This is a genomic window from Phenylobacterium sp., assembly GCF_046590535.1.
In the GTDB taxonomy this organism is placed as follows: domain Bacteria; phylum Pseudomonadota; class Alphaproteobacteria; order Caulobacterales; family Caulobacteraceae; genus Phenylobacterium.
In genome coordinates this window covers 1-26715 of record NZ_JBKJTG010000217.1, presented here as the reverse complement: position 1 = coordinate 26715, position 26715 = coordinate 1, and the positions used below count along the sequence as shown (strand labels likewise).

The 26715-nt window shown below is 69.5% G+C and carries 28 protein-coding genes; 13 read left to right on the top strand and 15 right to left on the bottom strand.

From position 1 onward, the window contains the following. Positions 1-1299, bottom strand: a 1299-nt coding sequence (locus ACLL81_RS13255; RefSeq protein ID WP_411288826.1) for a leucyl aminopeptidase, incomplete at its 3' end; no start/stop codon positions are given. 159 nt (positions 1300-1458) lie between these two features. Here ACLL81_RS13255 and lptF point away from each other — a divergent pair. The 11 genes from lptF (at position 1459) to ACLL81_RS13200 (ending at position 13385) form a co-directional block, all read left to right on the top strand. Continuing rightward, positions 1459-2601 (top strand): LPS export ABC transporter permease LptF, encoded by a 1143-nt coding sequence (gene lptF, locus ACLL81_RS13250; protein ID WP_411288825.1) that lies wholly within the window; start codon positions 1459-1461, stop codon positions 2599-2601. Continuing rightward, positions 2598-3701: an LPS export ABC transporter permease LptG gene (gene lptG / locus ACLL81_RS13245; protein ID WP_411288824.1), complete on the top strand. Its 1104-nt coding sequence runs from the start codon at positions 2598-2600 to the stop codon at positions 3699-3701. Before lptF ends, lptG begins: the two co-directional genes overlap by 4 nt. Positions 3702-3773: 72 nt before the next feature. Next, on the top strand, positions 3774-6101 hold the full coding sequence (locus ACLL81_RS13240) for an LPS-assembly protein LptD (RefSeq protein WP_411288823.1): 2328 nt from the start codon (positions 3774-3776) through the stop codon (positions 6099-6101). Positions 6102-6153: 52 nt separating this feature from the next. Next, positions 6154-7515 (top strand): peptidylprolyl isomerase, encoded by a 1362-nt coding sequence (locus tag ACLL81_RS13235; RefSeq protein ID WP_411288822.1) that lies wholly within the window; start codon positions 6154-6156, stop codon positions 7513-7515. Continuing rightward, positions 7512-8519, top strand: coding sequence for a 4-hydroxythreonine-4-phosphate dehydrogenase PdxA (gene pdxA, locus ACLL81_RS13230; protein WP_411288821.1), 1008 nt, complete (start codon positions 7512-7514; stop codon positions 8517-8519). Before ACLL81_RS13235 ends, pdxA begins: the two co-directional genes overlap by 4 nt. Then, positions 8516-9340: a 16S rRNA (adenine(1518)-N(6)/adenine(1519)-N(6))-dimethyltransferase RsmA gene (rsmA, locus tag ACLL81_RS13225; RefSeq protein WP_411288820.1), complete on the top strand. Its 825-nt coding sequence runs from the start codon at positions 8516-8518 to the stop codon at positions 9338-9340. The genes pdxA and rsmA overlap by 4 nt, the downstream gene beginning before the upstream one ends. Before the next feature lie 60 nt (positions 9341-9400). Beyond that, positions 9401-10069 (top strand): DUF969 domain-containing protein, encoded by a 669-nt coding sequence (locus tag ACLL81_RS13220; RefSeq protein WP_411288819.1) that lies wholly within the window; start codon positions 9401-9403, stop codon positions 10067-10069. Further along, a complete protein-coding gene (locus ACLL81_RS13215; RefSeq protein WP_411288818.1) occupies positions 10066-11019 on the top strand; it encodes a DUF979 domain-containing protein in 954 nt (317 codons plus the stop codon). Before ACLL81_RS13220 ends, ACLL81_RS13215 begins: the two co-directional genes overlap by 4 nt. Next, positions 11000-12019 (top strand): DUF2891 domain-containing protein, encoded by a 1020-nt coding sequence (locus tag ACLL81_RS13210; RefSeq protein WP_411288817.1) that lies wholly within the window; start codon positions 11000-11002, stop codon positions 12017-12019. The genes ACLL81_RS13215 and ACLL81_RS13210 overlap by 20 nt, the downstream gene beginning before the upstream one ends. 74 nt (positions 12020-12093) lie before the next feature. Then, a complete protein-coding gene (locus ACLL81_RS13205) occupies positions 12094-12918 on the top strand; it encodes an SH3 domain-containing protein (protein ID WP_411288816.1) in 825 nt (274 codons plus the stop codon). A gap of 230 nt (positions 12919-13148) precedes the next feature. Next, the gene (locus tag ACLL81_RS13200) at positions 13149-13385 is read left to right on the top strand and encodes a helix-turn-helix domain-containing protein (protein ID WP_411288815.1); all 237 of its coding nucleotides are present in this window, start codon (positions 13149-13151) and stop codon (positions 13383-13385) included. On the opposite strand, the gene ACLL81_RS13195 is transcribed toward ACLL81_RS13200, so the two are convergent. Next, the gene (locus ACLL81_RS13195) at positions 13382-13708 is read right to left on the bottom strand and encodes a polyhydroxyalkanoic acid system family protein (RefSeq protein ID WP_411288814.1); all 327 of its coding nucleotides are present in this window, start codon (positions 13706-13708) and stop codon (positions 13382-13384) included. The two genes, ACLL81_RS13200 and ACLL81_RS13195, sit on opposite strands and share 4 nt — an antisense overlap. A gap of 42 nt (positions 13709-13750) precedes the next feature. Further along, complete coding sequence (locus ACLL81_RS13190) at positions 13751-14341, bottom strand: BON domain-containing protein (RefSeq protein ID WP_411288813.1); 591 nt, start codon at positions 14339-14341, stop codon at positions 13751-13753. Between the two features lie 139 nt (positions 14342-14480). Here ACLL81_RS13190 and ACLL81_RS13185 point away from each other — a divergent pair, with 139 nt between their 5' ends. Then, complete coding sequence (locus ACLL81_RS13185; RefSeq protein WP_411288812.1) at positions 14481-15500, top strand: lysylphosphatidylglycerol synthase domain-containing protein; 1020 nt, start codon at positions 14481-14483, stop codon at positions 15498-15500. A gap of 179 nt (positions 15501-15679) precedes the next feature. On the opposite strand, the gene ACLL81_RS13180 is transcribed toward ACLL81_RS13185, so the two are convergent. After that, a complete protein-coding gene (locus ACLL81_RS13180) occupies positions 15680-15952 on the bottom strand; it encodes a hypothetical protein (protein WP_411288811.1) in 273 nt (90 codons plus the stop codon). A 284-nt stretch (positions 15953-16236) separates the two neighbouring features. On the opposite strand from ACLL81_RS13180, the gene ACLL81_RS13175 reads away from it, so the two are divergent. Then, a complete protein-coding gene (locus ACLL81_RS13175) occupies positions 16237-17100 on the top strand; it encodes an HAD family hydrolase (RefSeq protein WP_411288810.1) in 864 nt (287 codons plus the stop codon). A 2-nt stretch (positions 17101-17102) separates the two neighbouring features. Here ACLL81_RS13175 and ACLL81_RS13170 read toward each other — a convergent pair whose 3' ends face one another. The 11 genes from ACLL81_RS13170 to ACLL81_RS13120 all read right to left on the bottom strand — a co-directional run. Continuing rightward, a complete protein-coding gene (locus tag ACLL81_RS13170) occupies positions 17103-17792 on the bottom strand; it encodes an ABC transporter ATP-binding protein (RefSeq protein ID WP_411288809.1) in 690 nt (229 codons plus the stop codon). Then, positions 17785-19020 carry a lipoprotein-releasing ABC transporter permease subunit gene (locus ACLL81_RS13165; RefSeq protein ID WP_411288827.1) on the bottom strand — a complete coding sequence of 412 codons (1236 nt, stop codon included), beginning with the start codon at positions 19018-19020 and terminating at the stop codon, positions 17785-17787. Before ACLL81_RS13165 ends, ACLL81_RS13170 begins: the two co-directional genes overlap by 8 nt. 65 nt (positions 19021-19085) lie before the next feature. Next, positions 19086-20405, bottom strand: a complete 1320-nt coding sequence (gene proS, locus ACLL81_RS13160) for a proline--tRNA ligase (RefSeq protein WP_411288808.1) — start codon at positions 20403-20405, stop codon at positions 19086-19088. A gap of 75 nt (positions 20406-20480) precedes the next feature. Continuing rightward, on the bottom strand, positions 20481-20741 hold the full coding sequence (locus ACLL81_RS13155) for a DUF1467 family protein (RefSeq protein WP_411288807.1): 261 nt from the start codon (positions 20739-20741) through the stop codon (positions 20481-20483). After that, positions 20738-21163 carry a methylmalonyl-CoA epimerase gene (gene mce, locus ACLL81_RS13150; protein WP_411288806.1) on the bottom strand — a complete coding sequence of 142 codons (426 nt, stop codon included), beginning with the start codon at positions 21161-21163 and terminating at the stop codon, positions 20738-20740. The genes ACLL81_RS13155 and mce overlap by 4 nt, the downstream gene beginning before the upstream one ends. Before the next feature lie 19 nt (positions 21164-21182). Then, positions 21183-21611 (bottom strand): EVE domain-containing protein, encoded by a 429-nt coding sequence (locus tag ACLL81_RS13145; RefSeq protein WP_411288805.1) that lies wholly within the window; start codon positions 21609-21611, stop codon positions 21183-21185. A gap of 18 nt (positions 21612-21629) precedes the next feature. Beyond that, positions 21630-23312 (bottom strand): ribonuclease J, encoded by a 1683-nt coding sequence (locus ACLL81_RS13140; RefSeq protein ID WP_411288804.1) that lies wholly within the window; start codon positions 23310-23312, stop codon positions 21630-21632. Next, entirely contained in the window at positions 23312-24085 is a 774-nt protein-coding gene (locus ACLL81_RS13135; protein WP_411288803.1) for a type III pantothenate kinase, read from the bottom strand. The genes ACLL81_RS13140 and ACLL81_RS13135 overlap by 1 nt, the downstream gene beginning before the upstream one ends. A 9-nt stretch (positions 24086-24094) precedes the next feature. After that, complete coding sequence (locus ACLL81_RS13130; protein ID WP_411288802.1) at positions 24095-24835, bottom strand: biotin--[acetyl-CoA-carboxylase] ligase; 741 nt, start codon at positions 24833-24835, stop codon at positions 24095-24097. A 3-nt stretch (positions 24836-24838) separates the two neighbouring features. Further along, positions 24839-26269, bottom strand: coding sequence for an NADH-quinone oxidoreductase subunit NuoN (gene nuoN / locus ACLL81_RS13125; protein ID WP_411288801.1), 1431 nt, complete (start codon positions 26267-26269; stop codon positions 24839-24841). A gap of 14 nt (positions 26270-26283) precedes the next feature. After that, the coding region (locus ACLL81_RS13120; protein ID WP_411288800.1) for a proton-conducting transporter membrane subunit at positions 26284-26715 on the bottom strand (432 nt) is incomplete at its 5' end.

Genomic DNA, 26715 nt, shown 5'->3' with positions numbered 1-26715 from the left:
GATGAACATCGCCGCGGTGATCGAGCCCCCCTGACGGCCGCCGGTGTTCTTCATGTCGGCGATTTTGGAGTCGATCTTCTTGTCGTAGTGGGTCGGCATGGGCAGCCGCCACAGGGGCTCGTCCTCGACCTTTGAGGCGGCCAGAAGATTTTCCGACAACTCGTCGTTATTGCTGAATAAGCCGCCGACATCGTCGCCCAACGCCACGATGATGGCGCCGGTCAGCGTGGCCAAGTCCACCATGAATTTCGGCTTGAACCGCTGCTGGCAGTACCAGATGGCGTCGGCCAGGACGAGGCGGCCCTCGGCGTCGGTGTTGATGATCTCGATCGTCTGGCCGCTCATGGAGGTGACCACGTCCCCGGGGCGCTGGGCGTTGCCGTCGGGCATGTTCTCCACCAGGCCCAGAATGCCCACCGCGTTGACCTTGGCCTTGCGGCCCGCCAGCACGTGCATCAGCCCGGCCACGGCGGCCGCGCCGCCCATGTCCCACTTCATGTCCTCCATGCCGTCGGCCGGCTTGATGGAGATGCCGCCGGTGTCGAAGCAGACGCCCTTGCCGATGAAGGCCACCGGCTGGGCCTGCTTGTCCGCCGCGCCGTTCCAGCGGATCACCGCCAGCTGGCTCTCGCGGATGCTGCCTTGCCCCACGCCCAGCAGGCTGCCCATGCCCAGCTTCATCATCTCGGCCTCGCCGAGGATCTCGACCTCGAGGCCGAGGCTTTCCAGCGCCTTCACCCGGCGGGCGAACTCGGCGGGGTAGAGGACGTTTGGCGGCTCGGAGACCAGGTCGCGACTGAAGCTGACGGCGTCGGCCAGGGCGGCGAGGTCCGGAAAAGCCGCCAGGGCGGCGTCGGCGTCGGCCGTGACCACCTGGGTCTTGACGATCGAGGGTTTCTTCTCGGCCGCCTCCTTGGTCCGGTACTTGTCGAACCGGTAACTGGCCAGGCGCACGCCAAGCGCCGCATGGCCGGCCATGGCGGCGTCGCCACTGGGCAGTTCCAGGCGCAGGGTGGCGAGACCGGAGGTCTTCACCGCGTTGTAGGCGCTGGCGGCGGCATGCTCGGCGCCCAGGGCGTCGAAGGCCTCGGACTTGCCGGCGCCCACCAGAACCAGGCGCTGGGCCTCGGTCCCCGCAGGGGCCAGCACGTCGAGCACCTGGCCCTTGGCGCCGGTGAACCGGCTGGCGGCCACGGCCTGGGCCATCGCCCCGTCCTGGGCCTGGCCCTCGAACACGATGCGCGCCACAGCGGTGCTGGCGGGGACGGCCTGGCCGGCCGCAACGAACTCGATTTCCATCCGGACACTCTCAGAAGCTTGGGGCTGGGCGCCATCCCCGCCGCGGTTGAGCGGTTGTCTGGCGCGACGACGCATGATTTAGAACAGGACCGCGGTCGGGGCGCGGCAAATTTCCCGGGTGAGCCTTATTTCTCAAGTCCGCCGTACTCCTCAAGTCCCATGCGACTGATCGACAGATACCTGTTGCGCCAGCTGGTTGGCCCCGTGGTGCTCGCCACCGCGGCGCTGACGGTCGTGGCCCTGCTCAGCCAGAGCCTGGCGGCCCTAGACCTGATCGTCGCCCAGCGGCAGAGCGCGGCCGTGTTCCTCAAGGTGACGCTGCTGGCCATGCCGCAGCTGATCAACATGGTCATGCCGATCGCCATCTTCGTTGCCGCTCTTGTGTCGATGAACCGGCTGCACACCGAGCAGGAGATCGTGGTCTGCTTCGCCGGCGGGATGAGCCGCTGGCAGGTGGTGTCGCCGGCGATCAGGCTGGCCTGCACCGTGGCGCTCTTCGCCCTGCTGCTAAACCTCTTTGTGCAGCCCGCCGCCTACCGGGCCATGCGCGAGGAACTTTTCAAGGTGCGCACGGACCTGGCGTCCACCCTGGTGCGCGAGGGCGAGTTCACCGAGCCGGTGCCGGGCCTGACGGTCTATGCCCAGGGCGTCGACGGCAAGGGCGACCTGCAGAACCTGTTTATCCACCAGATCAAGCCGGACGGCTCGGCCTCCACCTACACCGCCAACCGCGGCCACATCGGCAAGAGCCGCACAGGCCCGGTGCTGATCATGAAGAAGGGCTCCAACCAGGAATTCTCCGAACAGGGCGTGCTAAACTTCCTCAGCTTCGAGGAGTACGCCTTCGACCTCTCGGCCCTGGCCAACACCGAGGAGCTGGTCCACTTCAAGCCCTCCGACCGCTACCTGCATGAGCTGTTCTTCCCCGACCTGGTGCAGGACTGGGAGAAGCGAAACCGCCTGGGCCTGCTGGCCGAGGGGCACTCACGGCTGGCCACGCCGCTCTACAACATCGCCTTCATGGCCATGGCGCTGTCGGCGATCATCGGCGGCGGGTTCTCCCGGCTGGGCTACGGGCGGCGGATCGCGGTGATGGCGGCCGGCGCCGCGGTGGTCCGCATCCTGGGGTTCGTGGTGCAGGCCGCGGCTGAGGAGAACGCCTGGCTGAATATCCTGCAGTACGCCCTGCCGCTGAGCGCCATCGCGCTGGCCATGCGCGGCATCTTCCGCCAGCGGGTCAGCCGCTTCATCGATATCCAGAGCCGCCCCGCCCGGATCGCCGTGGCCGGAGCCCCCGCATGATCGGCGTGGGGCGCCTGGAGCGCTATGTGCTGGCGCGGATGCTGGGGGGCGTTGGCGTGGCGCTGGCGGTGATCGCCTCGGTGATCCTGCTGGTGCAGTTCGTCGACCTGTCGCGCTCTGTGGGCACCCGGGCCGATGTGGGGGCGCAGGAGATCTTCAGCCTGACCCTGCTGCGCGCGCCGTCGCTGATCCAGGTGCTGCTGCCCTTCGTCTTCCTGTTCGGTGGGATCGGCGCCTTCGTAGGCCTTAACCGTAAGAGCGAGTTGGTGGCCATGCGCGCGGCGGGGATCTCCGCCTGGCGCTTCATCCTGCCCTCGGCGGTGGCGGCCTTCGCCATCGGGGTGTTCGCCGTGGCGGTGCTCAATCCCATGTCAGCCGCGCTCAACGCCCGCTTCGAGGACAACCGCGCGCGGCTGATGGAGAACTACCTGGGCGACCAGCCCAAGGACATCTGGCTGCGGCAGGGCGATGCGCGCAACCAGATCGTCATCCACGCCAAGGCCCGCGACACGGTGGGCGGCGCTGTGCGCCTGCGCGGCGTGTCGCTGTTCATCTACCAGAAGACCCCGGACGGGACGCCCCAGTTCCAGCGCCGGCTGGAGGCGGCGGAGGCGCGGCTGATGCCCGGGTTCTGGCGGCTGAAGGATGTCCGCGAAGCCACAGCGGGCGGCAATTCGGTGCGCTCCGAAAGCCTCTCGATCCGCTCCACCCTGGACGCCGAAGCGGCCATGGAGAGCTACGCCTCGCCCGAGGCCATCGCCTTCTGGAAGCTGCCCGGGGCCATCCGGCTGACCGAACAGGCGGGCTTCTCAGCCTCCGGCTACCGGCTGCGGTGGCACCAGCTCCTGGCGACGCCCCTGCTGTTCGCCGCCATGTCGGTGCTGGCGGCCGCCTTCTCGCTGCGCCTGGCGCGGCTGGGCGGCCTGGCGGGACTGGCCGGCTCCGGCGTCGCCCTGGGCTTCGTGGTGTTCTTCTTCAACCAGTTTTCCGGCGCCCTGGCCAAGGCCGACATCATACCGTTGTTCGCCGCCGCATGGGCCCCTGCGGTGGTGGCGCTGCTCGCAGGGCTTACCCTGCTCTGCTACACCGAAGACGGTTGAATCCTGGGCCTGCCGGGCTATGCATCGGCGGCAAGCCAGTCGCGCGCGCCGCGAGAGGGGAACTGAAGTTCGATGAGTTCGCGTAGGCGCACGTCTTCCACCGCAGCCAAGCGTGCCCTGATGGCCGGCGCGGCGATCTGCGTCCTGTGGTCGGCGGTTGGCCACGCCCAGGCGCCGACGCCGCCCGCCACCGCACCCGCCAAGCCCTCCCCCGACGGCCTGGCCCCCGGCGAGCTCTACATCGAGGCCGACGAGGTGTTCCGCGACGACAAGGCCATGCGCACCACCGCGCAGGGCGGGGTCGAGGTCCGCTACGAGAACCGCACCCTGCGCGCCGACCGCCTAGTCTATGAGCAGGGCCAGGGCGACGCCGACGGCGTCATCCGCGCCTTCGGCAACGTCCAGATCATCAACGCCGACGGCACGGTGGAATATGCCGACGAGTTCATCCTTGATGACCAGATGCGCGCGGGCGTGGCCCTGGGCTTCTCGGCGCGCCTGACGGAGAACATCAAGATCGCCGGCGCCAGCGCCGTGCGCCGAAACGAGAACGTCCAGGAGCTGAACCGGGCAATCTACACGCCGTGCGAGATCTGCAATACGGACGGCACGTCGAAGAGCCCCACCTGGTCGATCAGCGCCGACCGCGTGGTCCAGGACAAGGCCAAGCGGGTGGTCTACTACCGCAACGCCCGCATCCGGGTGCTGGGCGCCCCCGTGCTGTTCCTGCCGGTGTTCTGGCATGCCGATCCGCAGGCCGGCCGCGCGTCGGGGTTGCTGACCCCGGATCTGGGCGCCTCCGACCGTCGGGGCATCTCCATCGAAGTCCCGTACCTGTGGGTGATCTCGCCCTATTCCGACCTGACGATCAGCCCGCAGATCAACACCAGCGTCAATCCGTTCCTCAACGGGGAGTACCGCAAGCGCTTCCACTCCGGCGATCTGGACGTGCGTTTCGGCTACACCCACGAGCGCGACTTCGACGGCCAGGGCGACAAGTTCGGCGACCGGACCAGCCGCAGCTACCTGCTGGCTCGCGGCGCCTTCCAGTTCGCCGAGAAGTGGCGCTGGGGCTTCACCGCCGAGCGGGCCTCTGACGACCTGATCTTCGACCGCTACGAAGTCGGCGACGTCTATGCGACCCGCGGGCCCTATATCGCCGACGACCGCCGGCTGATCTCCCAGGCCTTCGTCGCGCGCCAGGACCAGCGGTCGTACTTCTCCGCCGCCGCCCTGACCGTTCAGAGCCTGCGGCCCTTTGACAACGACCGGACCTTCCCCACCGCGGCCCCGATCGTGGAGGCTCACTACGAGACGCCGGTGCAGATCGCCGGCGGCCGCCTGCGGCTGCACGGCAGCGGCGTGGCCCTGACCCGCGACCAGTCGCCGCTTAACCAGGCCCTGCGCCTGCCGGGCCTTGACAGCCGCCGGGTGAGCGCGGAGGCCGACTGGCGCCGCGCCTTCACCTCGCAGGCCGGCCTGCGGGTCGAGCCGTTCGTCAATGTCCGCGCCGACGCCTACAGCCTGGGCGACGTGCTGACCGGGGTGGGCGTCAACACCACATCGACCTCCACCACCCGCGGTCTGGCCGTGGTGGGCGCCGACATCTCCTATCCGATGTTCCGCCGGCTGAAGTCGGCCACCGTGGTGATCGAGCCCCTGGCCCAAGTGGCCCTGTCGCCCAACGCCAAGCAGATCGTCACGGGCCGCGACGCCACTGGGCAGGAGATCTTCCTGAACGAGGACAGCGTCGCCTTCGAGTTCGACGACACCACCCTGTTCCGCGCCAACAAGTTCCCAGGCTACGACCTCTATGAGGACGGCGCGCGGCTCAACGTGGCGGGCCGCGCCTCGGTGTTCTGGGACGATGGGCGCCGCGCCAACCTGCTGGTGGGCCGCAGCTTCCGCAATGAGGTCAACACCGTGCTCCCCGCCCGCTCGGGCCTGCGCGGCAAATCCTCCGACTGGGTCGTCGCGGCCGACGCGCAGCCGATCCGTGGGCTGTCGCTGTTTACCCGCGCCCGGCTGGACGCCGACAACCTGGCGGTCCACCGCCTGGAGGCCGGCGCCAACGTCGCCATGCGCAAGGGCTCCGGCTTCATCCGCTACCTGACCGACGACTTCGACATCAACGCCACCAACCCCAACGCGGCCAAGCGGGCCAACGTCGACATGGGCGGCGACATCCTGCTCACCAAGAACTGGGGCCTGACCGGCTACGGCAACCGCGACTTGACCCAGAAGGCCTGGGTGATTCGCGACGTGGGCGTCTTCTATCGCGACGACTGCCTGCGCATCGACGTGGTCTATCGGCGCGAAGATACGGTGATCGGCCGCCTCGGCCCCGGCAACTCGGTGAGCGTGCGCCTAACGCTCGCCACATTGGGCGGTCCTCTCTAATGCAGCTACAATTGCGGGCCGGACGCGGCCCCCACGAGGAATGACTTTGTCCATGACCTACGCGTGTTTCGTCACGGGCCCTGCGGCGCGGGGCGCGGCCCTGGCTGCGGCCCTGCTGGCGGCCGGCCTGCCCCTGAGCGCCCTGGCGCAGACCCCTGCCCCGGCTACGGCCCCCGCCGCCGCCGTGACGGCGCCCGCCGCGCCGCGCCCGCCGCAGGGCATCTCCGAATCGGTGGCCGCGATCGTCAACGACGACATCGTCTCGACCTACGACCTTGCCCAGCGGATGCGCCTCTTGATCGCCACCTCCGGGGTGCAGCCCACCGAACAGACCCTGCCGCAGTACCAGCGCGAGGCGCTGATTTCCCTGGTCGACGAGCGGCTGCAGTTCCAGGAGCTGCGCCGGGTCGAGAAGGAACAGAAGATCGAGATCCTCGGCACCGACCAGGAGGTCGACCAGGAACTGGCCGGCATGGCCCAGGGCAACAACATGTCCAAGGACCAGTTCATGGCTTTCCTGGGCAACCAGGGCATCGGCTCCGACACCATCCGCCAGCAGGTCCGCGCCCAGATGAGCTGGCAGCGCTGGATCCGCGGACGCTACGGCTCGCGCCTGCGGATCGGCGACGATCAGATCAAGGCCACCCTGACGCGCCTGGAGGCAGCGGCGGCCAAGCCGCAGTACCAGATCAGCGAAGTGCTTATCGACGCCACCCGCGTGGGCGGCCAGGAGCAGGCCATGACCGGGGCGACCCAGCTGGTCACCCAGCTGCAGCAGGGCGCCCCCTTCCCGGCCGTGGCCCGGCAGTTCTCGGCCTCCGCCACCGCGGCCTCCGGCGGCGACGCCGGCTGGGTCGGCCAGGGCGAGATTCCGGCCGAGGTCGAGGCGGTGCTGACCACCATGCGCGCCGGCCAACTCTCCCCGCCGATCCCGGTGCGCGACGGCGTCTACATCGTCTACCTGCGCGACAAGCGCAGCGGTGGCGGCGCGACCCTGGTGAACCTCAAGCAGGCCGCGGTGGCCCTGCCGGCTGGCTCCAGCCTGGCCGACGAGAGCGCGGCCCGCGCCAAGCTCACCGAGCTGCGCCCGCAGGTGAAAAGCTGCACCGACATGGAAGCCGCCGCCGGCCGCATCCAGGGCGTGGTGGCCGGTGACCTGGGCGAGGCCGAGATCGCCGACTTGGCGCCGCAGTTCCGCGAAGCCGCCGAGACCCTCGCGGTGGGCCAGATCTCGCAGCCGATCCGCACCCAGGCGGGCCTCCACCTGGTGGCGGTGTGCGGCAAGCGCAGTGGCGGCGCGGCCGAGCTCAACCGCGAGCAGATCGAGAGCCGGCTCTACGGTCAGCAGCTCAGCATGATCGCCCGGCGGTACATGCGCGACCTGCGCAACTCCGCGACGATCGAGACCAGGTGACCACCAGACCGCTCGCGCTCACCCTCGGCGATCCCGCCGGCATCGGCCCTGAGATCATCGTCAAGGCCTGGAACGCGCTGCGGTCGAGCGGCCCCGCCTTCGTGGTGGTGGGCGACCACCAAGCCCTGGCCTCGGCGTCCGCCGCCGGCGCCACGATCCTGCAGCGGGTGACCGCCCCGGCCCAGGCGTCCGGCTTGTTCGCCGACGCCCTGCCGGTCCTTGACGTGCCGCTGCGCACGCCGGTGATCGCCGGTCAGCCCTCCGTGGTGGCAGCCCCCGCCATCATCCAGTGGATCGAGACCGCGGTCGGCCTGGCGCTGTCGAAGGCGGTGCGTGGCGTGGTCACCGCTCCGATCGCCAAGGGTCCGCTCTATGACGCCGGATTCAAGTTTCCCGGGCACACCGAGTTCCTCGGCGAACTGACGGCTGCGGCTGGCTTCGACGGGGCCCGCGGCCCGATCATGATGCTCACCGCCCAGGACCTGCGCGTGACGCTGGTGACGGTGCATGAGCCCATCGCAAGGGTCTCGGCGGCGCTGTCGGTGGAGAAGATCGTCAACGCCGGCTTGGTGACCGCCCAGGCGTTGCGCCGGGACTTCGGGATCGCCAGCCCGCGCGTGGCCGTGGCCGGCCTCAATCCCCACGCCGGCGAGCACGGCGGGATCGGGCGCGAGGAGATCGAGATCGTCGAGCCGGCGGTGCGCGCGCTCCAGGATCTGGGTGTCGACGCGCAGGGCCCCTACCCCGCCGACAGCCTGTTCCCGGCGGAGATGCGCGCCCGCTATGACGCCGCGCTCTGTCTCTATCACGACCAGGCGCTGATCCCGGTGAAGATGCTCGACTTCTGGGGCGGGGTGAACGTGACCCTCGGCCTGCCGATCGTGCGCACTTCACCGGACCACGGCACGGCCTTCGACATCGCCGGGCGCGGGGTGGCCAGGCCCGACAGCCTGGTGGCCGCGATTCGCCTGGCCGACCAGATTGCCCGGCAGCGGGCCAGGTGACCCTCGACGACCTGCCGCCCCTGCGCGACGCCCTGGCCGCCCATGGGCTGATGGCCCGCAAGTCCTTTGGCCAGCACTTCCTCCTCGACCTCAACATCACCCGCAAGATCGCCCGGTTGGCCCAGGTCGGTCCCGGCGATCACGTGATCGAGGTCGGGCCCGGCCCGGGCGGCCTGACCCGGGCCCTGCTGGAAACCGGGGCAAGGGTCACCGCGATCGAGAAAGACGCGCGTTTCCAGCCGCTTCTGGAAGCAATCTCTCAGGCGACATCAAACCTCGACCTGCGCTTCGCTGACGCCCTGGCGGCGGACGAGGCGGCAATCGCCGCGGGCCGGCCGGCGCATGTGGTGTCGAACCTGCCCTACAATGTCGGCACCCCCCTCTTGATCAAGTGGCTCACCGGACCCTGGACCCCGGCCTCCATGACGTTGATGTTCCAGAAGGAAGTCGCCCAGCGGATCACCGCCGCCCCCGGCGAGGACGCCTATGGCCGCCTCGCGGTGATCGCCCAGGCCACCACGGACACACAACTGCTTATGGATGTGTCTGCCCGCGCCTTCACCCCGCCGCCGAAGGTCACCTCTGCGGTGGTGCGCTTGACCCCGCGCGCCGACCGACCTGCGCCGGCCCGGCTTGACGCCCTGCAGGTCGTCACCGCCGCGGCCTTCGGCCAGCGTCGCAAGATGCTCCGTTCCAGCCTCAAGGCGCTGGGAGGCGAGGCCCTGGCCGCCGCGGCGGGCCTCGACCCGCAGGTCCGCGCCGAGACCGTCGACGTGGCGGGCTTCCTGGCGCTGGCCGACGCCTGGCTGGCCCGCCGCTAGGCCGTTGCACGAAGGCCCGACGCCCGCTCCAATGGCCGGGCAACCTGAGAAGGAGCCTGGATGCTGACCCTGCTGGGCGTCGCCGTCGTCGTCCTGGGCTTCGCCGCCCGGTTCAATCCGCTGCTGGTGGTCACCGTGGCGGCCTTCGTCACCGGGATCGCCGCGGGGCTGACACCCATCGAGGTGCTGGCCGCCTTCGGCAAGGCGTTCAACGAGAACCGCTATGTCAGCGCGGCCCTGCTGGTGCTGCCCGTGGTGGGGGTGGTGGAGCGCGCCGGCCTGCAGGAGCGCGCCCGAACCCTGATCACCCGGTTCCGCGGCGTCTCGGTGGGTCCCTTCCTGATCGGCTACATGGCGTTTCGCCAGATCACCTCGGCCCTGGGCCTGACCTCCATCGCCGGCCAGGCGCAGAGCATCCGGCCCATCGTCGCCCCCATGGCCGAGGGCGCGGTGGAGGCCAGGCTGGGCGAACTGACCCCGGAGATCCGCCAGGCGGTGCGCGCCCAGGCGGCGGCCACCGACAACATTGCGCTCTTTTTCGGGGAGGACATCTTCATCGCCATCGGCTCGATCCTTCTGATGGTGGGCTTCCTGGCGGCCAGCGGGATCACGCTCGACCCCATCCACCTGTCCCTGTGGGCCATCCCATCGGCGATCGTGGCCTTCGCCATCCATGCGCTGCGCCTGTGGCTGTTCGACCGGAAGCTTCGGGCCGGAGCGCAGCCATGATCAAGCTGGGGGTCGTCTATCTGCTGGCGGGGCTGGTGTTCGCGGCGTTCGCGGTGTTCAGCGCCACCGACCGCAACAATCCCAAGCGCTTCGGCAACGCTGCCTTCTGGGGCCTGGTGGCGGTGAGCTTCCTGGCCGGCGACCGGCTGGGGGACATCGGTAACGGCCTGCTGGTGGTGGGCCTGGCCCTGATCGCCGGTTTCGGCCTGCTGGGCCGCGGCCAGCCCGCCACAACCTCCCCGGAGGAGCGCCGCGTGCTCGCCGAGCGGTTCGGGGAGAAGCTGTTCATCCCGGCGCTCACCCTGCCGGTGGTGGTGGTGTTCGGCGTACTGGTGCTGAAGCCGTTGCAGGTCGCCGGGGAGCCCCTGCTCGATCCCAAGCAGGCGACGCTGATCTCCCTGGCTCTGGCGGCGGTGATCGCCGTGGCCGTGTCGCTGATCCTGCTGCGCCAGCCGATCCTCAGCCCCTTGCAGGAGGGCCGCCGGCTGATGGACACGGTGGGCTGGGCGGCGCTGTTGCCGCAGATGCTGGCCGCCCTGGGCGCGGTCTTCGCGCTGGCCGGCGTCGGCCAGGTGATTGGCGATCTGGTCACCACGTGGCTGCCCATGGACACCCGGCTGGCCGCGGTGGCGGTCTACTGCCTGGGGATGGCGGCTTTCACCATGATCATGGGCAACGCCTTCGCGGCCTTCCCGGTGCTCACAGCGGGCGTGGGGTTACCTATCCTGATCAAAGGCTTCGGCGGTGATCCTGCGGTGGTCTGCGCCATCGGCATGCTGTCGGGCTTCTGCGGCACCCTGATGACGCCGCTCGCCGCCAATTTCAACCTGGTGCCCCCAGCCCTGCTGGAGCTGCCCGACCGCTATTCGGTGATCAAGGCGCAGATCCCCACGGCGCTGCCGCTGCTCGCGGCCAACACGGTGCTGATGTATGTCCTCGCCTTCCGCTGAGCGGCTGACACCGGAGTTGGCCTCTGCCTTCGCCCGCAGCGCGCTGGGGCACGTGGCGCGGGAGTATCCCAACAAGCTGGATCACGTGCTGGAGGGGCCGCAGGACGCGCAGGGGCCCCGCGCCCTTCACCCGATCTTCTTCGGCAGCTTCGACTGGCACTCCTGCGTCCACGGGTACTGGCTGCTGGCCACCCTGCTGCGTCTCGAGCCGGACATGGCGGAGGCGCCCGCCATCCGCGCCCTGTTCGACGACGCCTTCACGCCCCAGAAGGTGGCCGCCGAGGTCGCCTACCTGAATAGATCCTCGGCGCGGGGGTTCGAGCGGCCTTACGGCTGGGGCTGGCTCCTGAAGCTGCAGGCCGAACTGCTGGCGCACCCCGGGCCCTGGGGCGGCGCCCTGCAGCCCCTGGCTGACGCTATCGCCCAGCGGTTCCGCGATTTCCTACCCCGGGCCGCCTACCCGATCCGCACCGGTGTCCACTCCTCCACCGCCTTCGCCCTGGCGCTGGCCACCGACTACGCCTGCGCCGCCGGCGACCCAGGCCTGCTGCGACTGTTCGAGGCCAAGGCCCGCGCCTGGCACCTGGGCGACCGCGACGCGGCGGCCTGGGAGCCCTCCGGCGATGACTTCCTGTCGCCGACGCTGGCGGTGGCCGAACTGATGCGCCAGGTGCTGGAGGCGCGAGAGTACGCAATCTGGCTGGCAGCCTATCTGCCGAATCTTGCCCAGCGCCAACCCGCCAGCCTGTTCACCCCGGCCACGGTGTCCGACCGCACCGACGGCAAGATCGTCCATCTCGACGGCCTGAACCTGTCGCGCGCCTGGTGCTGGCGCGGGATCGCCGCCGCCCTCCCCGCCGACGACCCCCGCCGGGCCGCCGCAGACGCCGCCGCCAGCGAGCACCTGGCCGCCAGCCTGCCGCACGTGGCGGGCGACTACATGGGCGAGCACTGGCTGGCCTCCTTCGCCCTCTTGGCCCTCACCGCGGGCGAGCCGTAGCGCCGCGCGAGGGATCGACCGGCCGGGTCGCGCGTTTGCAGTGGCTGGGATGCCGAATTGGAGACATGAACATCATGCGCACGCATGTCCTCGCGCTGGCGGCCTCCGCCGCAGCGCTCGCCACCGCCCCCCTGCCCGCACAGGCGCAATCGGGTTCGCCTCTGGGCTCGCTGTTCGCCTGCAACAATCCGGGCGGTAGCAACCGCACCGGGGCCGTCGTCGGCGGCTTGGCCGGCGCTCTCCTGGGCAGCCAGGTCAGCAAGAACGAACGCACCCTGGGCGCCATCGTCGGCGCGGGCCTCGGCGCCGCAGCTGGCAACTACGTGGGCTGCCGGATGAACACCACCAGCCGGGCCAGCGCGGAAACCGCGTTCGAACAGGCGCTGAACACCGGTCGCACCCAGACTTGGCGCGACAGCCGCACGGGCGCGGCCGGCCGCATCGAGGTGGTCAGCGGCGACTACGAGGCGCCCTACGCCGGCGCCGCCGCCCGGCCGGTTTCGGCCACCGAGCTACGCTACGGCCGCGGCATCGACCGGGCCTACAGCCTGACCTCCGCCGCGCCAATGTATGTGGCGCGCAGCAACGTCAATGTCCGCGCCGCGCCCACCACCCGGGCGCCCATCGTTGATCGTCTGGCCCGAGGCCAGCAGATTTCCGTGGCCGGCATGGTCGACGGTGGCTGGCTGGCCGTTGAGGACGGCGGTCGCGTCGAAGGCTATGTGGCCGCCTCGACGGTGCGTCCGGCCGGCGGCACGGCCTATGCCCGCAACGCCAGCTACGACACCAACTGCCGGGTGGTGCAGCAGACCGTTACCCAGCGCGGCTACGAAAGCGAGACCACCCGCTACAACGCCTGCCGCGATGGCGGCGGCCAGTGGCGGCTGAACCCGATCTGATCGGGCGCTGATCGAAGTTGAATGGGGCCGCGCCGCGAGGCGCGCCCCTTTTTCATGCGCGCCGCTCGCCGCAAAGCCGGCCGCGGCCTGCGCGAGCCCCTGCTCGGCCTGCTGGACCCCGCCGCCTAGCCGCCAGCAAACCGGGCGTTCGCGGCGGGGCCGGCGCAAACCAGGGCGGTTCTGTGGGCGGCGCCTAGAAATCGCCGGACGATGCGGCTACAGGCCCGACTATGATCAAGACCGGACCGCACCTGAAACAAGCCCGCGAGGCACTAGGCTGGAACCCGGCGGAGCTGGCGCGCGCGCTTCGCCTGGCCGGCGGACCCGACCAGGGCGCCAAGCGCGTGCTGGAGATGGAGAACGGCAAGCGAGATATTTCCGGCCCGGTGACGGTGGCGGTGGAGTCGTTCCTGCACGGCTATGCGCCGGTGGGGTTCACCCCCGATCCCGAGGGCGAGCCGACCTAGGTCGGCTTCTTCGACTTGTTCTCGAGGAGCACTTGGCCCTCCTTCTGCAGCTTGCCCTTCACCTTGCCGGCGATCATGGCCAGGAAATTCGGCAGCAGGACCTCCAGCTTCACCGCATGGTCGGCGACGTCGATGACGCCGGATATCGCCTGGCCCATGGCGGTCAGCGAGAAACGCAGGACATCGCCCTCCCAGGTCTTGTTCAGGGCGCCAGGGGCGCCGCCCAGGTGGCCGGCAAGCTGGCCAAAGCCCTCGTCGATGCGACGCCGGGCCTCGGCGCGGCCAAGCTCGTGGGGGATGGTGACGGTGACGGCTTTACTCATGGCAACCTGACTGTCTAGCCGCGTGCCCAGCTTCCGCAAGCCCTAGAGGAAGGTCCAGCCGCGCGGTTCGCGCACCCGCAGGTTGTTCTGCACGTGGCGAACGCCCTCGATGTCGGCGATGTCCTCGATGCGGCGCTTGTCCTCCTTGCGGTGGACGCCGCCGTTAAGGGTCACCTCCCCGTTCTCCACGATGACCTCGATGTCACGCAGATCCAGGCGCCGCGCGTCGCGCAGGCGCTCCGCGATCACCGCCCAGAGCACCCGGTCGGAGGGCCCGCGCCGCTGAGTCCGGCGCGCCTCGTCGGCGCGGCGGTCGTCGTCCAGCCGTTCCGGGCCCGGCGGGCCGCCGAAGAAGCCGCTGGCGCGGTCCATCCAGGACCTGGGCGGCGGCTCACGCCGGGCAGCCTGGCCGCGCTCGGGGTCGTAAGCCCCGTCGTTGGGGTAGTCCGCCGGTCCAAGGCCCGCGCCGCGGGGCGTCGCGTCGCGCTCGGCGCGATAGCCGGTGCGCGTGCGGGGGTCATAGCCGTAGTCGTTGGAGAAGTCGGCCTGGCCAAAATCGTCGCGTCCGCGCTGATCGGCGTCCCTGTCCAAGTTGCGGTCGCTCTGGCGATCACGCCAGTCATCCCGGGGCATGGGCGTCTCCTTGCGTTGTGTTGCGTCGTCGGAAAGAACCTCTGCGTGGGGTTGAGGTTCCAGCGGCGGCTGAATCCACGGGCCAGTGTCACACGGCTGCGGTATTCCCGGGGCGCCGACTCGCGGGACACTTTTCAGCGTGCTCACTGCCGACCCCACCGAGCGCCAGCCCCACCACCTCGAAGACCTGGAGGAGGAACTGGCCGCGGCGCTGCCGGAGACCCAGGGGTCCCGCTTCATCCCGCTGATCTCCCGATGGGCGCTGCACGTGGTGCCGTTCATCCTGCTCAGCGCCGCGGCCTGGGTGCTGTGGCGCGAGTTCCACGAGATCAACGCCGCCCAGGTAGCCGCCGCCATGCGGGCCTGGGGCCAGGACGCCATGCTGGCGGCGCTGGGCCTGTCGGCGCTGAGTTTCCTGTTGATGGGTCTGGTGGAGTGGCTGGGCCTGCGCTGGGCAGGCGCCAGGCTGCCGTGGACGGCGACCCTGGCCGGGTCGTTCATCGCCAACGCCATCGCCCACAGCCTGGGCGCCAACCTGCTGGTCTCCGGCGCGGTGCGGGCGCGCTACTACGGACAGTATGGCGTGACCCTGCGCCAGGTGGCCGCCACCACCCTCTTCCAGGGCTTCTCCTTCGGGGTGGGGCTGTCGTCCCTGGCTGGAGCCAGCCTGCTGCTGGCGGGGGCGGAGGAGATCGCAGACACACGGATCGCCCACCCGGTGGCCGACATTGCCGGTCTTGTCCTGGTGGCCGGGGTGGCGGGCTACATCGGCCTGTGCGCCCTGCGCCGCAGGCCGATCCGCGGGTTCGGCCATACCCTGAAGCTGCCGTCCGGCCGGGTGGCCATCGCCCAGGCGATCCTGGGCGCGGCGGACAACGCGGTCGCCGCCATGATCATCTGGAGCCTGCTGCCGGACGGCACGGTGAGCTATTTCAGCTTCGTGGGCGCCTATGCGCCTTCGGTGGCGGCGGGACTGGCGTCATCCGTGCCCGGCGGCGTCGGGGTGTTCGAGGGGTCGCTGTCCACGCTCCTGGCCAACGCCCAGCCCGCGGCGCTGGCGGCGGCCTTCCTGGGCTACCGGCTAGCCTATTTCCTGATCCCGCTGACGCTGGCGGCGGCGGCCCTGGCCCTCGACACGCTGCGGCGCCGCACGGCCTAGAGCCATTCCCGTTCATATGGACCCCATTTGAACGGGATAAAAAGGCTCCAAATCAAAAGTTTAGAGCATCTTTCGTCCGAAAACCGCGGCACACTTTTCGGAAGATGCTCTCTAGCAGGCGGGCAAGGAAAAGCCCCGGCTGTGAGGCCGGGGCTCCCTTGTCACCTCAGACGAGGTGATCAGTCCTTTTTGCCGGCGGCCTGCTCGACCGCGTCGGCCTTGGCGTCGCCCGCCTTTTCGACGGCGTCGGCCTTGGCGTCCAGGGCGTCGGCCGTGGCCGGGGCGCCCGCTGCGTCAGCCGCAGCGGCTTGCTGCTCGAGTGAGTCGGCCTTCATTTCGGTGGTGTCTTCGATGGCGTCCGCCTTCACTTCGGCCTGCTTGTCGGCGGCGCTTTCGCAAGCCGCCAGAGAGAGAACGGCGATCGCCGCCACAACCCCAAATCCCATGCGCATTTCAGTTCTCCGGTTTGTTCCATGAGCTAAGCGCACAAACGCGTGATTGGTTCAGCGCGCTCACTGTGTTTTTTCACGACCCCAGCGCATCCGCATCAACGACCGGCCCGTAACTGTTGCGTTGGTCCGAGACCCCCAATGCCCGGACGAATGCGGCGGCCCGTCCCCACGGGGCGCCGCACGACTGCCCCGGCCTCCCTTCGCGGGCTGGCCGGGGCGATCGTCTTCCCTCCCGCCCGCAACGCCGCTAGGAATACAACCCGCTACGGCGTGAGCTGAGACGCATGAGCCCAGACCGGCCCCTGGTGGCCTTCGCCTACGACTTCGACGGCACGCTCGCCCCCGGGCACATGCAGAACCACGCCTTCATCCCCGACGAACTGGGCATGGACCGCGCCGCGTTCTGGGCCGAGGTCAATGCGCTCGCCAAGGCCCAGCGGGGCGACGAGATCCTGGCCTACATGCACCTGATGCTGGCCAAGGCCCGGGAGCGCGGCCTGGAGCTGAGCCTGGAGAGCTGGCGCCGGCGCGGGGCGTCCCTGAAATTGTTCGAAGGCGTCGAGGACTGGTTCCAGCGGCAGAACGCGCGGGCCACCGACCTTGGCCTGGACCTGCGCCACTTCATCATCTCGTCGGGCAACCGCGAGCTGATCGAGGGCTCGCCCATCGCCCACCACTTCGAGCGCATCTATGCCTCGGCCTTCATGTTCGACGCTCAGCAGGACGCGGTCGGCGTGGCGCTGGGGGTCAACTACACCTCCAAGACCCAGTTCCTGTTCCGCATCAACAAGTGGACGCTGGAGGAGTGGGACAACCTGGCCATCAACCGGGCGCAGGCGAAGGAGGACCGGCCGGTGCCGTTCGACCGGATCGCCTACTTCGGTGACGGCTTCACCGACATCCCGACCATGCGGCTGGTCACCGACCAGGGCGGCTATGCCATCGCGGTCTATGACGAGGGCGATGCGGCCAGCGAGGCCGCCGCGCTGAGCCTGCGCAAGGACGGGCGGGCGCACCTGGCCGGGCCCGGCGACTATCGGGAAGGCGCGTCGCTGGACAACCTGGCCGCCGCCATGCTGGCCGAGATCGCCGCGCGCACCCATGCCCGGCGCCTGGTGAAGTGGCCGGACGGCCAGACGGGCACGTAGGCTCAAGCCGGAACGTAGGGCTCCAGGTGGCCGTCGCGGAGCGCCAGGACCCGGTCCATGCGACCGACCAGCTGCAGGTTGTGGGTGGCGATCAGGGCGGCGACCCCCTGGCTGCGGGCCAGGGCGTAGAGGTTGTCGAACACCGCGCCGGAGGTGGTCGGATCCAGGTTGCCGGTGGGCTCATCCGCCAGCAGCAGGCGCGGCGCGTTGGCCAGCGCCCGGGCGATGGCGACGCGTTGCTGTTCGCCGCCGGAGAGCTGGGCCGGCTGGTGCTGCACGCGGTCGGCGAGGCCAAGCTCGCCCAGCAGCACCTCGGCGCGGTCGCGGGCGGCCTTGCGGGACTTGCCGGCGATCATCTGCGGCAGGGCGACGTTATCCAGCGCCGAGAACTCCGGCAGCAGGTGATGGAACTGATAGACGAAGCCGATGGTGGCCAGGCGGATACGGGTGCGGGGCCGGTCTGGGAGGTCGGAACAGTCGCGACCCAGGACGGTGATCCGCCCCGCGTTCGGCCGCTCCAGCAGGCCCGCGGCGTGCAGCAGCGACGACTTGCCGGAGCCCGAGGGGCCCACCAGGCCGACGATCTCGCCCGGGCGCACATCCAGGTCCGCGCCATGCAGCACGGTGAGCTTGCCCGCGCCGGTGACGTAACTGCGCTCCAGCCCGCGGATCAAGAGCACCGGCTCACTCATAGCGCAGCGCCTCCACCGGATCGAGACGCGAGGCGCGCCAAGCCGGCGGCAGGGTGGCCAGGAAGCTCATGGCCAGCGCCCAGAAGCTGATGATCGAGACCTCGCGCCAGTCGACCTTGGCCGGGATGTGGGAGAGGAAATAGACGTCCGAGGAGAACACCGCCTGCCCTGTCGCCCATTCTACGAACTGCTGGATCGGGCCGATGTAGGTGCAGAAGACCACGCCCAGGGCCAGGCCAGCCGCGGTGCCCAGGACGCCGACGCTGGCGCCCGCCATGAAGAAGATCCGCAGGATTGAGCCCCGCCCCGCCCCCATGGTCCGCAGGATGGCGATGTCGCGGCCCTTGTTCTTCACCAGCATGACCAGGCCGGAGATGATGTTCATGGCCGCGATGGCCACCAGCAGCATCAGGATCAGCCGCATGACGTTGCGCTCGATCTCCAGGGCGCCCCAGAAGGACGAGTCCCGCTGGGTCCAGTCGCTGACCAGGGCGGCGGGGCCGGCGGCGCGGTTGACGGCGGCCTTCAAGTCCTGGGCGTCGTCGGGGTCCTTGACCTTGATCTCGATCATGTCGGCCGTGCCTTCCCGGCCGAAGAATAGCTGGGCCTGCTCCAGGGGCATGTAGATGTAGGCTTGGTCATACTGGCTCATGCCGACGGTGAAGGTGCCACCCACCGTATAGGCCTTCTGCAGCGGCGTGCCGCCGAAGGCGGTGGCGCCGCCGGCCGGCGAGATCAGGGTCAGGATATCGCCGGGCTGCACGCCCAGGGACTGCGCCAGGCGGTCGCCGACCACGATGACGTCGCCGCCGAACTCGCCGTCGCCGAAGCCGCGCAGGGCGCCGCGGGTGATGTTGTCGGCCACCAGCTTCGTGGCCGCCAGGTCCCGGGCGCCGATGCCGCGCACGATGGCGCCGGAGATCTGCGCGGGGCCCATGGCGATGGCCTGGGCTTCCACCACCGGGGCGGCCTGGACCACACCAGGCACGCGCAAGATCCGCTGCACGGCGGCGTTGCGGGCGGGGCCGTCCAGCACGGCGCCGGTGACATAGAGGTGGCCGCTGAAGCCCAGAATGCGGCCCAGGAGTTCGCTGCGGAACCCGTTCATCACCGACATGACGATGATCAGCACCGCCACCGCCAGCATGATGCCGATGAAGGAAATCAGCGAGATCAGCGCCACGCCGCCCTGGCTGCGCTTGGCGCGCAGGTAGCGGCCGGCCAGCATGCGTTCCCACAGGCCGAAGGGCGGCGCCCGACCGCCCGCGCCGGCGATGGCGGCGGCAGGCTCGCTCACCCGGCGATGGCCTTCAGGGCTGCGTCCAGCGGCAGGGTCTGGCGTTCGCCGGTGGCGCGGCGCTTGAGTTCCACCACGCCGTCGGCGACGCCCTTGGGACCGACGATGAGCTGCCAGGGAATGCCCACTAGGTCCATGGCCGCGAACTTGCCGCCCGGCCGCTGGTCGGTGTCGTCCAGCAAGGGGTCCTTGCCCAGGTCGGCGAGCGCCCGGTAGGCCTGCTCGGCGACGGCGTCCACGGCGGCGTCGCCGGGGCGCAGGTTGACCACGCCCACGCCGAAAGGCGCCACGGCGTCAGGCCAGATGATCCCCGCGTCGTCGTGGCTGGCCTCGACGATGGCGCCCACCAGCCGCGACACGCCCACTCCGTACGAACCGCCGTGGATCGGACGGTCGACGCCGTCGGGGCCGGTGACGTTCGCCTTCATCGGCCTTGAGTACTTCTCGCCGAAGTAGAAAATGTGGCCGACCTCGATGCCGCGCGCCGACATGCGCTTGTCTTCGGGCGCCTCGGCCTCGAAGCGCGCCTGATCGTGCATATCGTCGCTGGCCGCGTAGAGGCGGGTGCGCTGTTCGACCAGCGGCCGCAGGTCGCCGTCCCAGTCGATGTCAGGGCCAGGGGCGCCCATCTCAACCAGGTCGCGGTGGGCGAACACTTCGCTCTCGCCGGTTTCGGCCAGGATGATGAACTCGTGGGACAGGTCGCCGCCGATCGGACCCGGGTCGGCCTTCACCGGGATCGCCTGGAGCCCCAGCCGCGCATAGACATTGAGATAGGCCAGGAACATCCGGTTGTAGGAGCGGCGCGCCGCGGGCTCATCCACGTCGAAAGAATAGGCGTCCTTCATCAGGAACTCGCGCCCGCGCATCACCCCGAAGCGGGGCCGCCGCTCGTCGCGGAACTTCCACTGAATGTTGTAAAGATTCTTCGGCAAGTCCTTGTAGGACTTGATGTAAGCGCGGAAAATGTCGGTGATGACCTCCTCCGCCGTGGGGCCGAACAGCAGGTCGCGGTCGTGGCGGTCCTTGATGCGCAGCATCTCGTCGCCGTAGTCGTCATAGCGCCCGCTCTCGCGCCACAGATCGGCGAGTTGCAGGGTTGGCATCAGCACTTCCACGGCGCCGGCCCGGTCCATTTCCTCGCGGACGATCTGCTCGATCTTCTTCAGCACCCTAAGGCCCAGTGGCAGCCAGGCGTAGATGCCGGCGGCCTCCTGGCGGACCAGGCCGGCGCGCAGCATGAGCTGGTGGGAGACGATCTGGGCGTCGGAGGGCGCGTCGCGCAGCGTCGGCATGAAGTAACGCGAGAGGCGCATCGGGGGCGGGCTTTCTGACGTGCGGTTCGGCGAGGCGTCCTGATAGCCGCTACGCGCGCGGCTTGGCAACGAACCTCAGGAGCCGGAGGGCAGGCGCGTGAGGTCGATCAGCCGGAAGTGGATCACGCCCCAGACGATCAGGAAGAGGATCGCCGAGATCCAGGTGGTGGTGAAGAACTTGCGCTTCAGCTTAGGGTCCACCGGCGCGCCGGGATCGCCGCCGTCGCCCTTGTCGATCCCGGCCTCAGCGTGGCTGATCACCCCGATTGGCAGCACGGCGAAGAGCACGGTCCACCAGAGGGTCAGATAGATGGCGATGCCCATGGTGATGGTCATGCGTGCGCCTCCCGGGGGGTCTGCATCAGCTCCACTAGCACGCCGCCCATATTCTTCGGATGGACGAAGATCACCGGCACGCCATGGGCGCCGATCCGCGGCTCGCCGGTTCCCAGGATGGTGGCGCCCTTGGTCCGCAGGTCGTCACGTGCCGCGATGATGTCTTCCACCTCGAAGCAGATGTGGTGCTGGCCGCCACTGGGGGTCTTCTCCAGGAAGCCTTTCAGCGGCGAGGCGTCGCCATAGGGCTCGATCAGCTCGATCTGGCTGTTGGGCAGGTCGACGAAGCAGACCCACACCCCCTGCTCCGGCAGGGAGAACTTCTCGCCGATGGAGGTCGCGCCCAACATGTCGCGATAGAGCGCCACGGAGCGCTCGATGGAAGGGGTCGCGACCCCCACGTGGTTCAGTTTGCCGATCATGGGAGGGGTATAGCGCCGCTCAGCCGCCTGCGTCACCGGCCATCGCCAGGATCTTTGACCATTCGGCCGGACGCACGGGGGATACTGACAGGCGGGATAGCCGCAACATGGCCATCTCGGCCAGCGCCGGAGCCGCCTTCATCTCCGCGAGGCTGACAGGCCTGGGGAGCGCGCGAACGGTCTCGAGTTCGACCGCCACGAAGCGGCCAGCGGTGTCGCTGGGATCGAGGAAGGCCTCGCGGGTCACGGCGGCTATGCCCACCACCTCCAGCCCGATCTGGGAGTGATAGAACAGCACCTGGTCGCCCCGCTTCATGGCCTTCAGGTGCAGCGCCGCGACGTTGTTGCGCACGCCGTCCCAGACGGTCCGTCCGTCGCGCTGCAGATCGGCGAACGCGTAGGTGTTGGGCTCCGACTTCACCAGCCAGAACGATGCTGTGGACGTCATCTCCCCCTCGCCTCCCGCCTAGATCCGCAAAACCGTCGTCTCGACCACGGGCCGGCGGCCCCAGATGCGCTGGCTGGCCTTCTTGATCGACCGGGAGATGGCCGTCTCGATGGCCTCGTCGTCGTCACGGTTGGCGCCCTTCATGCGCTTCACGGCCTCCTCGGCCTCGTCGGCCAGGTCGTCGAGTACGTCATCGACGCTGTTGTCGGCGTCGTTGGGCAGGCCCAGCGTGCGCACCTGCGGGCCGGAGACGATCTGGCCGCGGCCGTCGAGCACCACGGAGACGGCGATCACGCCGTTGAAGGCGGCGTGGCGGCGTTCGCGGAGCGCGTCGCCGTTCTCCGGCGTGACCATGCCGCCATCCACGTAGAGCCGCCCGGCGGGCACCTCCTCGATGATCTCCGCGCGGCCAGGCGCCAGGCGGACCATGTCGCCGTTGCGCGGGGTCACCTGCTGGGGCACTTGCAGGTCGCGGGCGAAGGCGGCGTGCTCCAGGAGGTGGCGGCGCTCGCCGTGGGTGGGCACGGCGATCTGCGGCCGGGCCCAGGCGTACATCTGCGCCAGTTCGTCGCGGCAGGGGTGGCCGGAGACGTGGATGCCCGGGTGGTCGCGCTCGGTGTAGAGCCGCACCCCGCGGTCGGCGAGCTTGTTCTGCAGGGTCCGGATCGGGATGTCGTTGCCGGGGATCACCCGCGACGAGAAGATGCAGGCGTCCCCCTGCCCCAGGCTCACGTGCGGGTGCGACCCCTCGGCGATCCGCGACAGGGCCGCGCGCGCCTCCCCCTGGCTGCCGGTGCAGAGGTAGAGGATCTTGTTGCCCGGGAACTGCTTGGCCTCGGTGTCGGGGATGAAGGCCTTGATGTCGGCCATCAGACCGACGGATTTCGCGGCCGCGGCCATCCGGTGCATGGACCGGCCCACCAGGGCGACGCGGCGGCCGGCGGCCTCGGCGGCGCGGATGACGCTGTCCATCCGGGCAACGTTGGAGGCGAAGCAGGCCACCGCGACCTTGCCCTTCAGCCCGCCGATCAGGGGGATCAGCGCGTCGCGCACATCGGATTCGGAACCGGCGTGCCCGTCAACGAAGACGTTGGTGGAATCGCAGACCATGGCGAGGATCCCCTCGTCCCCCAGCCTGCGGATGGCGTCGGAATCGGTGGGCGGACCCAGCAGGGGGTCGGGATCGATCTTCCAGTCGCCAGTGTGCAGGATGGTCCCCAGCGGCGTGCGGATGGCGATGCCGTTGGGCTCGGGGATCGAGTGGGTGAGCGTGATCAGGTCGAGCTCGAACGGGCCCAGTTTGATCTTCCCGCCCAGCGGAATCTCGGTGATGTGCGCCTCTTCCAGCAGCCCTTCCTCGCGCAGCTTCTCACGCAGGATGAAGGCCGTGAACGGCGTGGCGTAGAGCGGCGCCTTCATCCGCGGCCACAGCCGCGACACTGCGCCGATGTGGTCCTCGTGGGCATGGGTCAGCACGATGCCCAGGATGCGGTGGGCGTGGGCTTCGATGAAGGTCGGGTCCGGCAGGATCACTTCGACCCCCGGCGTCGTCTGGTCGCCGAAGGTGATCCCCAGGTCGACCACGATCCACTGCCGGTCGTGGGGCGGGCCGTAGCCGTAGAGGTTGAAGTTCATGCCGATCTCGTTCGAGCCGCCGAGCGGCAGGAAGACGAGTTCGTCCTGGGCGTTGCGCTTGGCCATCAGGCCGCAGCCGTGTTTCGTCGGTAAATCTCGAGCATCCCTCTGATGGTCAGGTCGGAATCAAAGTGGTCGATAGCAAGCGTGGCGCCGTGAAACAGCGAGGCGACGCCGCCGGTGGCCACCACGGTCATGGGTTCGCCGCGCTCGGCCTTGATGCGGGCGATCAGGCCCTCGATCAGGGCGACGTAGCCCCAGAAGACACCCGATTGCATGGCGCCCACCGTGTCGGTCCCCACCACCCGCTGCGGCTTCTGGATCGCCACCCGGGGCAGCTTGGCTGCGGCGGTGTGCAGGGCTTCCATGGAAAGGTTGATGCCGGGCGCGATCACGCCGCCGTCGAAGCCGCCATCGGCGCCCACCACGTCGAAGGTGGTGGCGGTGCCGGAATCGATGACGATCAGCGGCCCGGGATAGATCGCATGGGCGCCGATGGCGTTGACCAAGCGGTCGGCCCCGGCCTCCGACGGCTTGTCGATGCGGACCTCGATGCCCAGGTTGGCGTTCTCGCCGATCACCAGGGGCTCCACCTTCAGGTAGCGGCGCGCCAGGTTCCTCAGGTTGAAGATCGACTGCGGCACCACGCTGGAGATGATGCAGGCGTTGAACACGCCCATCTGCAGCCCGGCCATCCCTAGAAGTTGCGACAGCCACACGGCGTACTCGTCGGCGGTGCGGCTGGATTCGGTGGACGAACGCCACTGCGCGGTCCAGCTCTCGCCGTCGTGAACCGCGAACAGCGTGTTGGTGTTGCCTTGTTCGATCGCCAGCAGCATGGGCGCCTCTTACCCCTCCGCGAAGAACACGTCGCCCGCCGTGATGCGTTCCAGGCTCCCGTCGTCCAGCCGTAGGCGCAGCGCCCCGTCCGGGTCGAGACCCTCGGCGATGCCGCTGAGGGTGCGATTGGGCAACCTCGCCTCACAACGCTCGCCCAGGCCGTGGGCCCGCGCTGTCCAGCCCGCGGCCACGGCTGCGAACCCCTGGGTGGCCCACAGCCGGCGCCAGGCCTCTAAGCGGGTGGCGAGGATCTCCAGCGCCTCCAGGGGCGTGGGCGGCGGGGTTGCCATGTGTTCGGCGAAAGCGGTGGCAGGGCGGTCCACGGCGGTGGGGGCGTGGGCCAGGTTAACGCCGACGCCCACCGCCAGCCACAGGCGCCCGTCCGCCCGGGTCCCGGACTCCACCAGGATGCCCACCGCCTTGCGGCCATGCACCAGCACGTCATTGGGCCATTTCAGCCGTGCCGCGCCCTCGCCCAGGCAGGTGTCGGCCAGTTCGGCTGCGGCCAGAGCGGCGACGAAGGATAGCTGGGCGGCTTCCGTCGGCGGGGCGTCCGTCGTGGTCAGCAAGGTGGCGGCCAGGTTGCCGGTCTCGGTGGACCAAGCCCGCCCGCGGCGGCCTCTGCCAGCAGTCTGCCGGCCCGCGGCAATCCAGACCGGCCCGGCCTCGCCCGCCTCGGCCCGCCGCCGGGCCTCGGCGTTGGTCGAGTCCAGCTCGTCATAGGCTTCGATCGGCGGGTGGTCAGCCAAGCCCTAGGCCAGGCCGAGGGAGCGGGCCGCATTGGCCGCCGCCGGGTCCAGCCAGACCAGGGCCAGCAGCACCACGGGGAAGGCGAACAGGGCGAGCGCGATGGCGATGGCCTTGGCCTCCAGGGGCGGCTTGTCGGTGGCGCCGACAGCGCCGTCGAACCACATCACCTTGATCAGGCGCAGGTAGTAGAAGGCGGCGACCACGGAGCCCACGAGGCCGGCCACGGCGGCGACGCCGAGGCCCGCGTCGATGGCGGCCTTGAACACATAGACCTTGGCCCAGAATCCGGAGAACGGCGGCAGGCCCAGGGCCGAGAGCGCGAACACGGTCATGGCCAGCGCGATGCCGGGCTGTTCCTTGATCAGGCCGGCCATGTCCTCGATGGTCTCCATGGACCGGCCCTGGCGCGACAGGGCGGCCAGGCAGGCGAGGAAGCCGGTGACGTCGATCATGTAGAGGACCATGAACACCAGCATGGCCTGCATGCCCTCGCTCGTCCCGGAGGCCAAGCCCAGCACGGCGTAACCGATGTTGGCGATGGAGGAATAGGCCCACAGGCGCTTGAGGTTCTTCTGCGCCAGGCCCGCGAACGCGCCCACCGCTACCGACATCAGGGCGATGGCCACCAGCACCTGCTGCCACTGCACGATGGCCCCGCCGAAGCCCTCGGCCAGGACCCGGGCGAACAGCACCATGGCGGCGAGCTTCGGGGCGGCGGCGAAGAAGGCCACCACGGGCGTCGGCGCGCCCTCGTAGACATCCGGCGTCCACATGTGGAAGGGGGCGGCGGAGACCTTGAAGGCCAGGCCGCAGATCAGGAACACCAGGCCGAAGAGCACGCCGGTGTTGGCTCCGCCCTGCACGGCCACGGCGATGTCGGCGAAGGCCGTAGAGCCGGCGAACCCATAGATCAGCGAGGCGCCGTAGAGCAGCAGGCCGGACGACAGCGCCCCCAGCACGAAGTATTTCAGGCCGGCCTCCGAGGCCTTGGCGTTGTCGCGGTGCATGGCCGCCAGGACGTAGAGCGCCAGGGAGTGCAGCTCGATGCCCATGTAGAGGGCGATCAGGTCGCCGGCCGAGACCATCATGCCCATGCCCAGCGCGGCCAGCAGGATCAGCACCGGGAACTCGAAGACCTTCACCCCGCGCCGCTCGAACCACGGCTGGCCCAGGAGAATGGCCACGGCGCTGGCCACATAGATCGCCACCTTGGCGAAGATGGAGGCGGCGTCGGAGATCAGGCTGTCGGAGAAGGCCGAGCCGAACGGGCCCGTGGCCGCCGCAAAGGCCGCGGTCAGAAGGGTGAGCATGGCGGCCACGCCGACCGCTTTGGTGGCCCGCGGCGCGAAGGCGCCGGCCACCAGGAGCACGAGGGCGGCGCCGGCCAGCAGCAGTTCCGGGACGGCCAGGCCAAGGGTGTCGGAGGAGATCATCTTGCCCTAGCCCCTCACCCGCCGATGGCCGCCTGGTAGACCGTCACGAGCTGGTTTACCGAGGCCTCAGTAAGGTTGAAGACGATATCGGGCTGGACGCCCAGGTAGAGGGTGGACGCGATCAGCGGCACGAAGATGGCCACCTCGCGCCAGTCGAGGTCGGTGATGGCGGCCAGCTTCGGATTGACCAGCTCGCCGAAGATCACCCGGCGATAGAGCGTCAGCGCATAGACCGCCGACAGAATCACCCCGCTGGCGGCGGCCAGCGCCGTCCAAGTGGAGACCTGGTAGACCCCGGTCATGGTCAGGATTTCGCCCACGAAGCCCGAGGTGCCTGGCAGGCCGACATTGCCCATGGTGAACAGCATGAACACCGCCGCGTACCACGGCATGCGGTGGACCAGCCCGCCGTAGAAGGCGATCTCGCGGGTGTGCATGCGGTCATA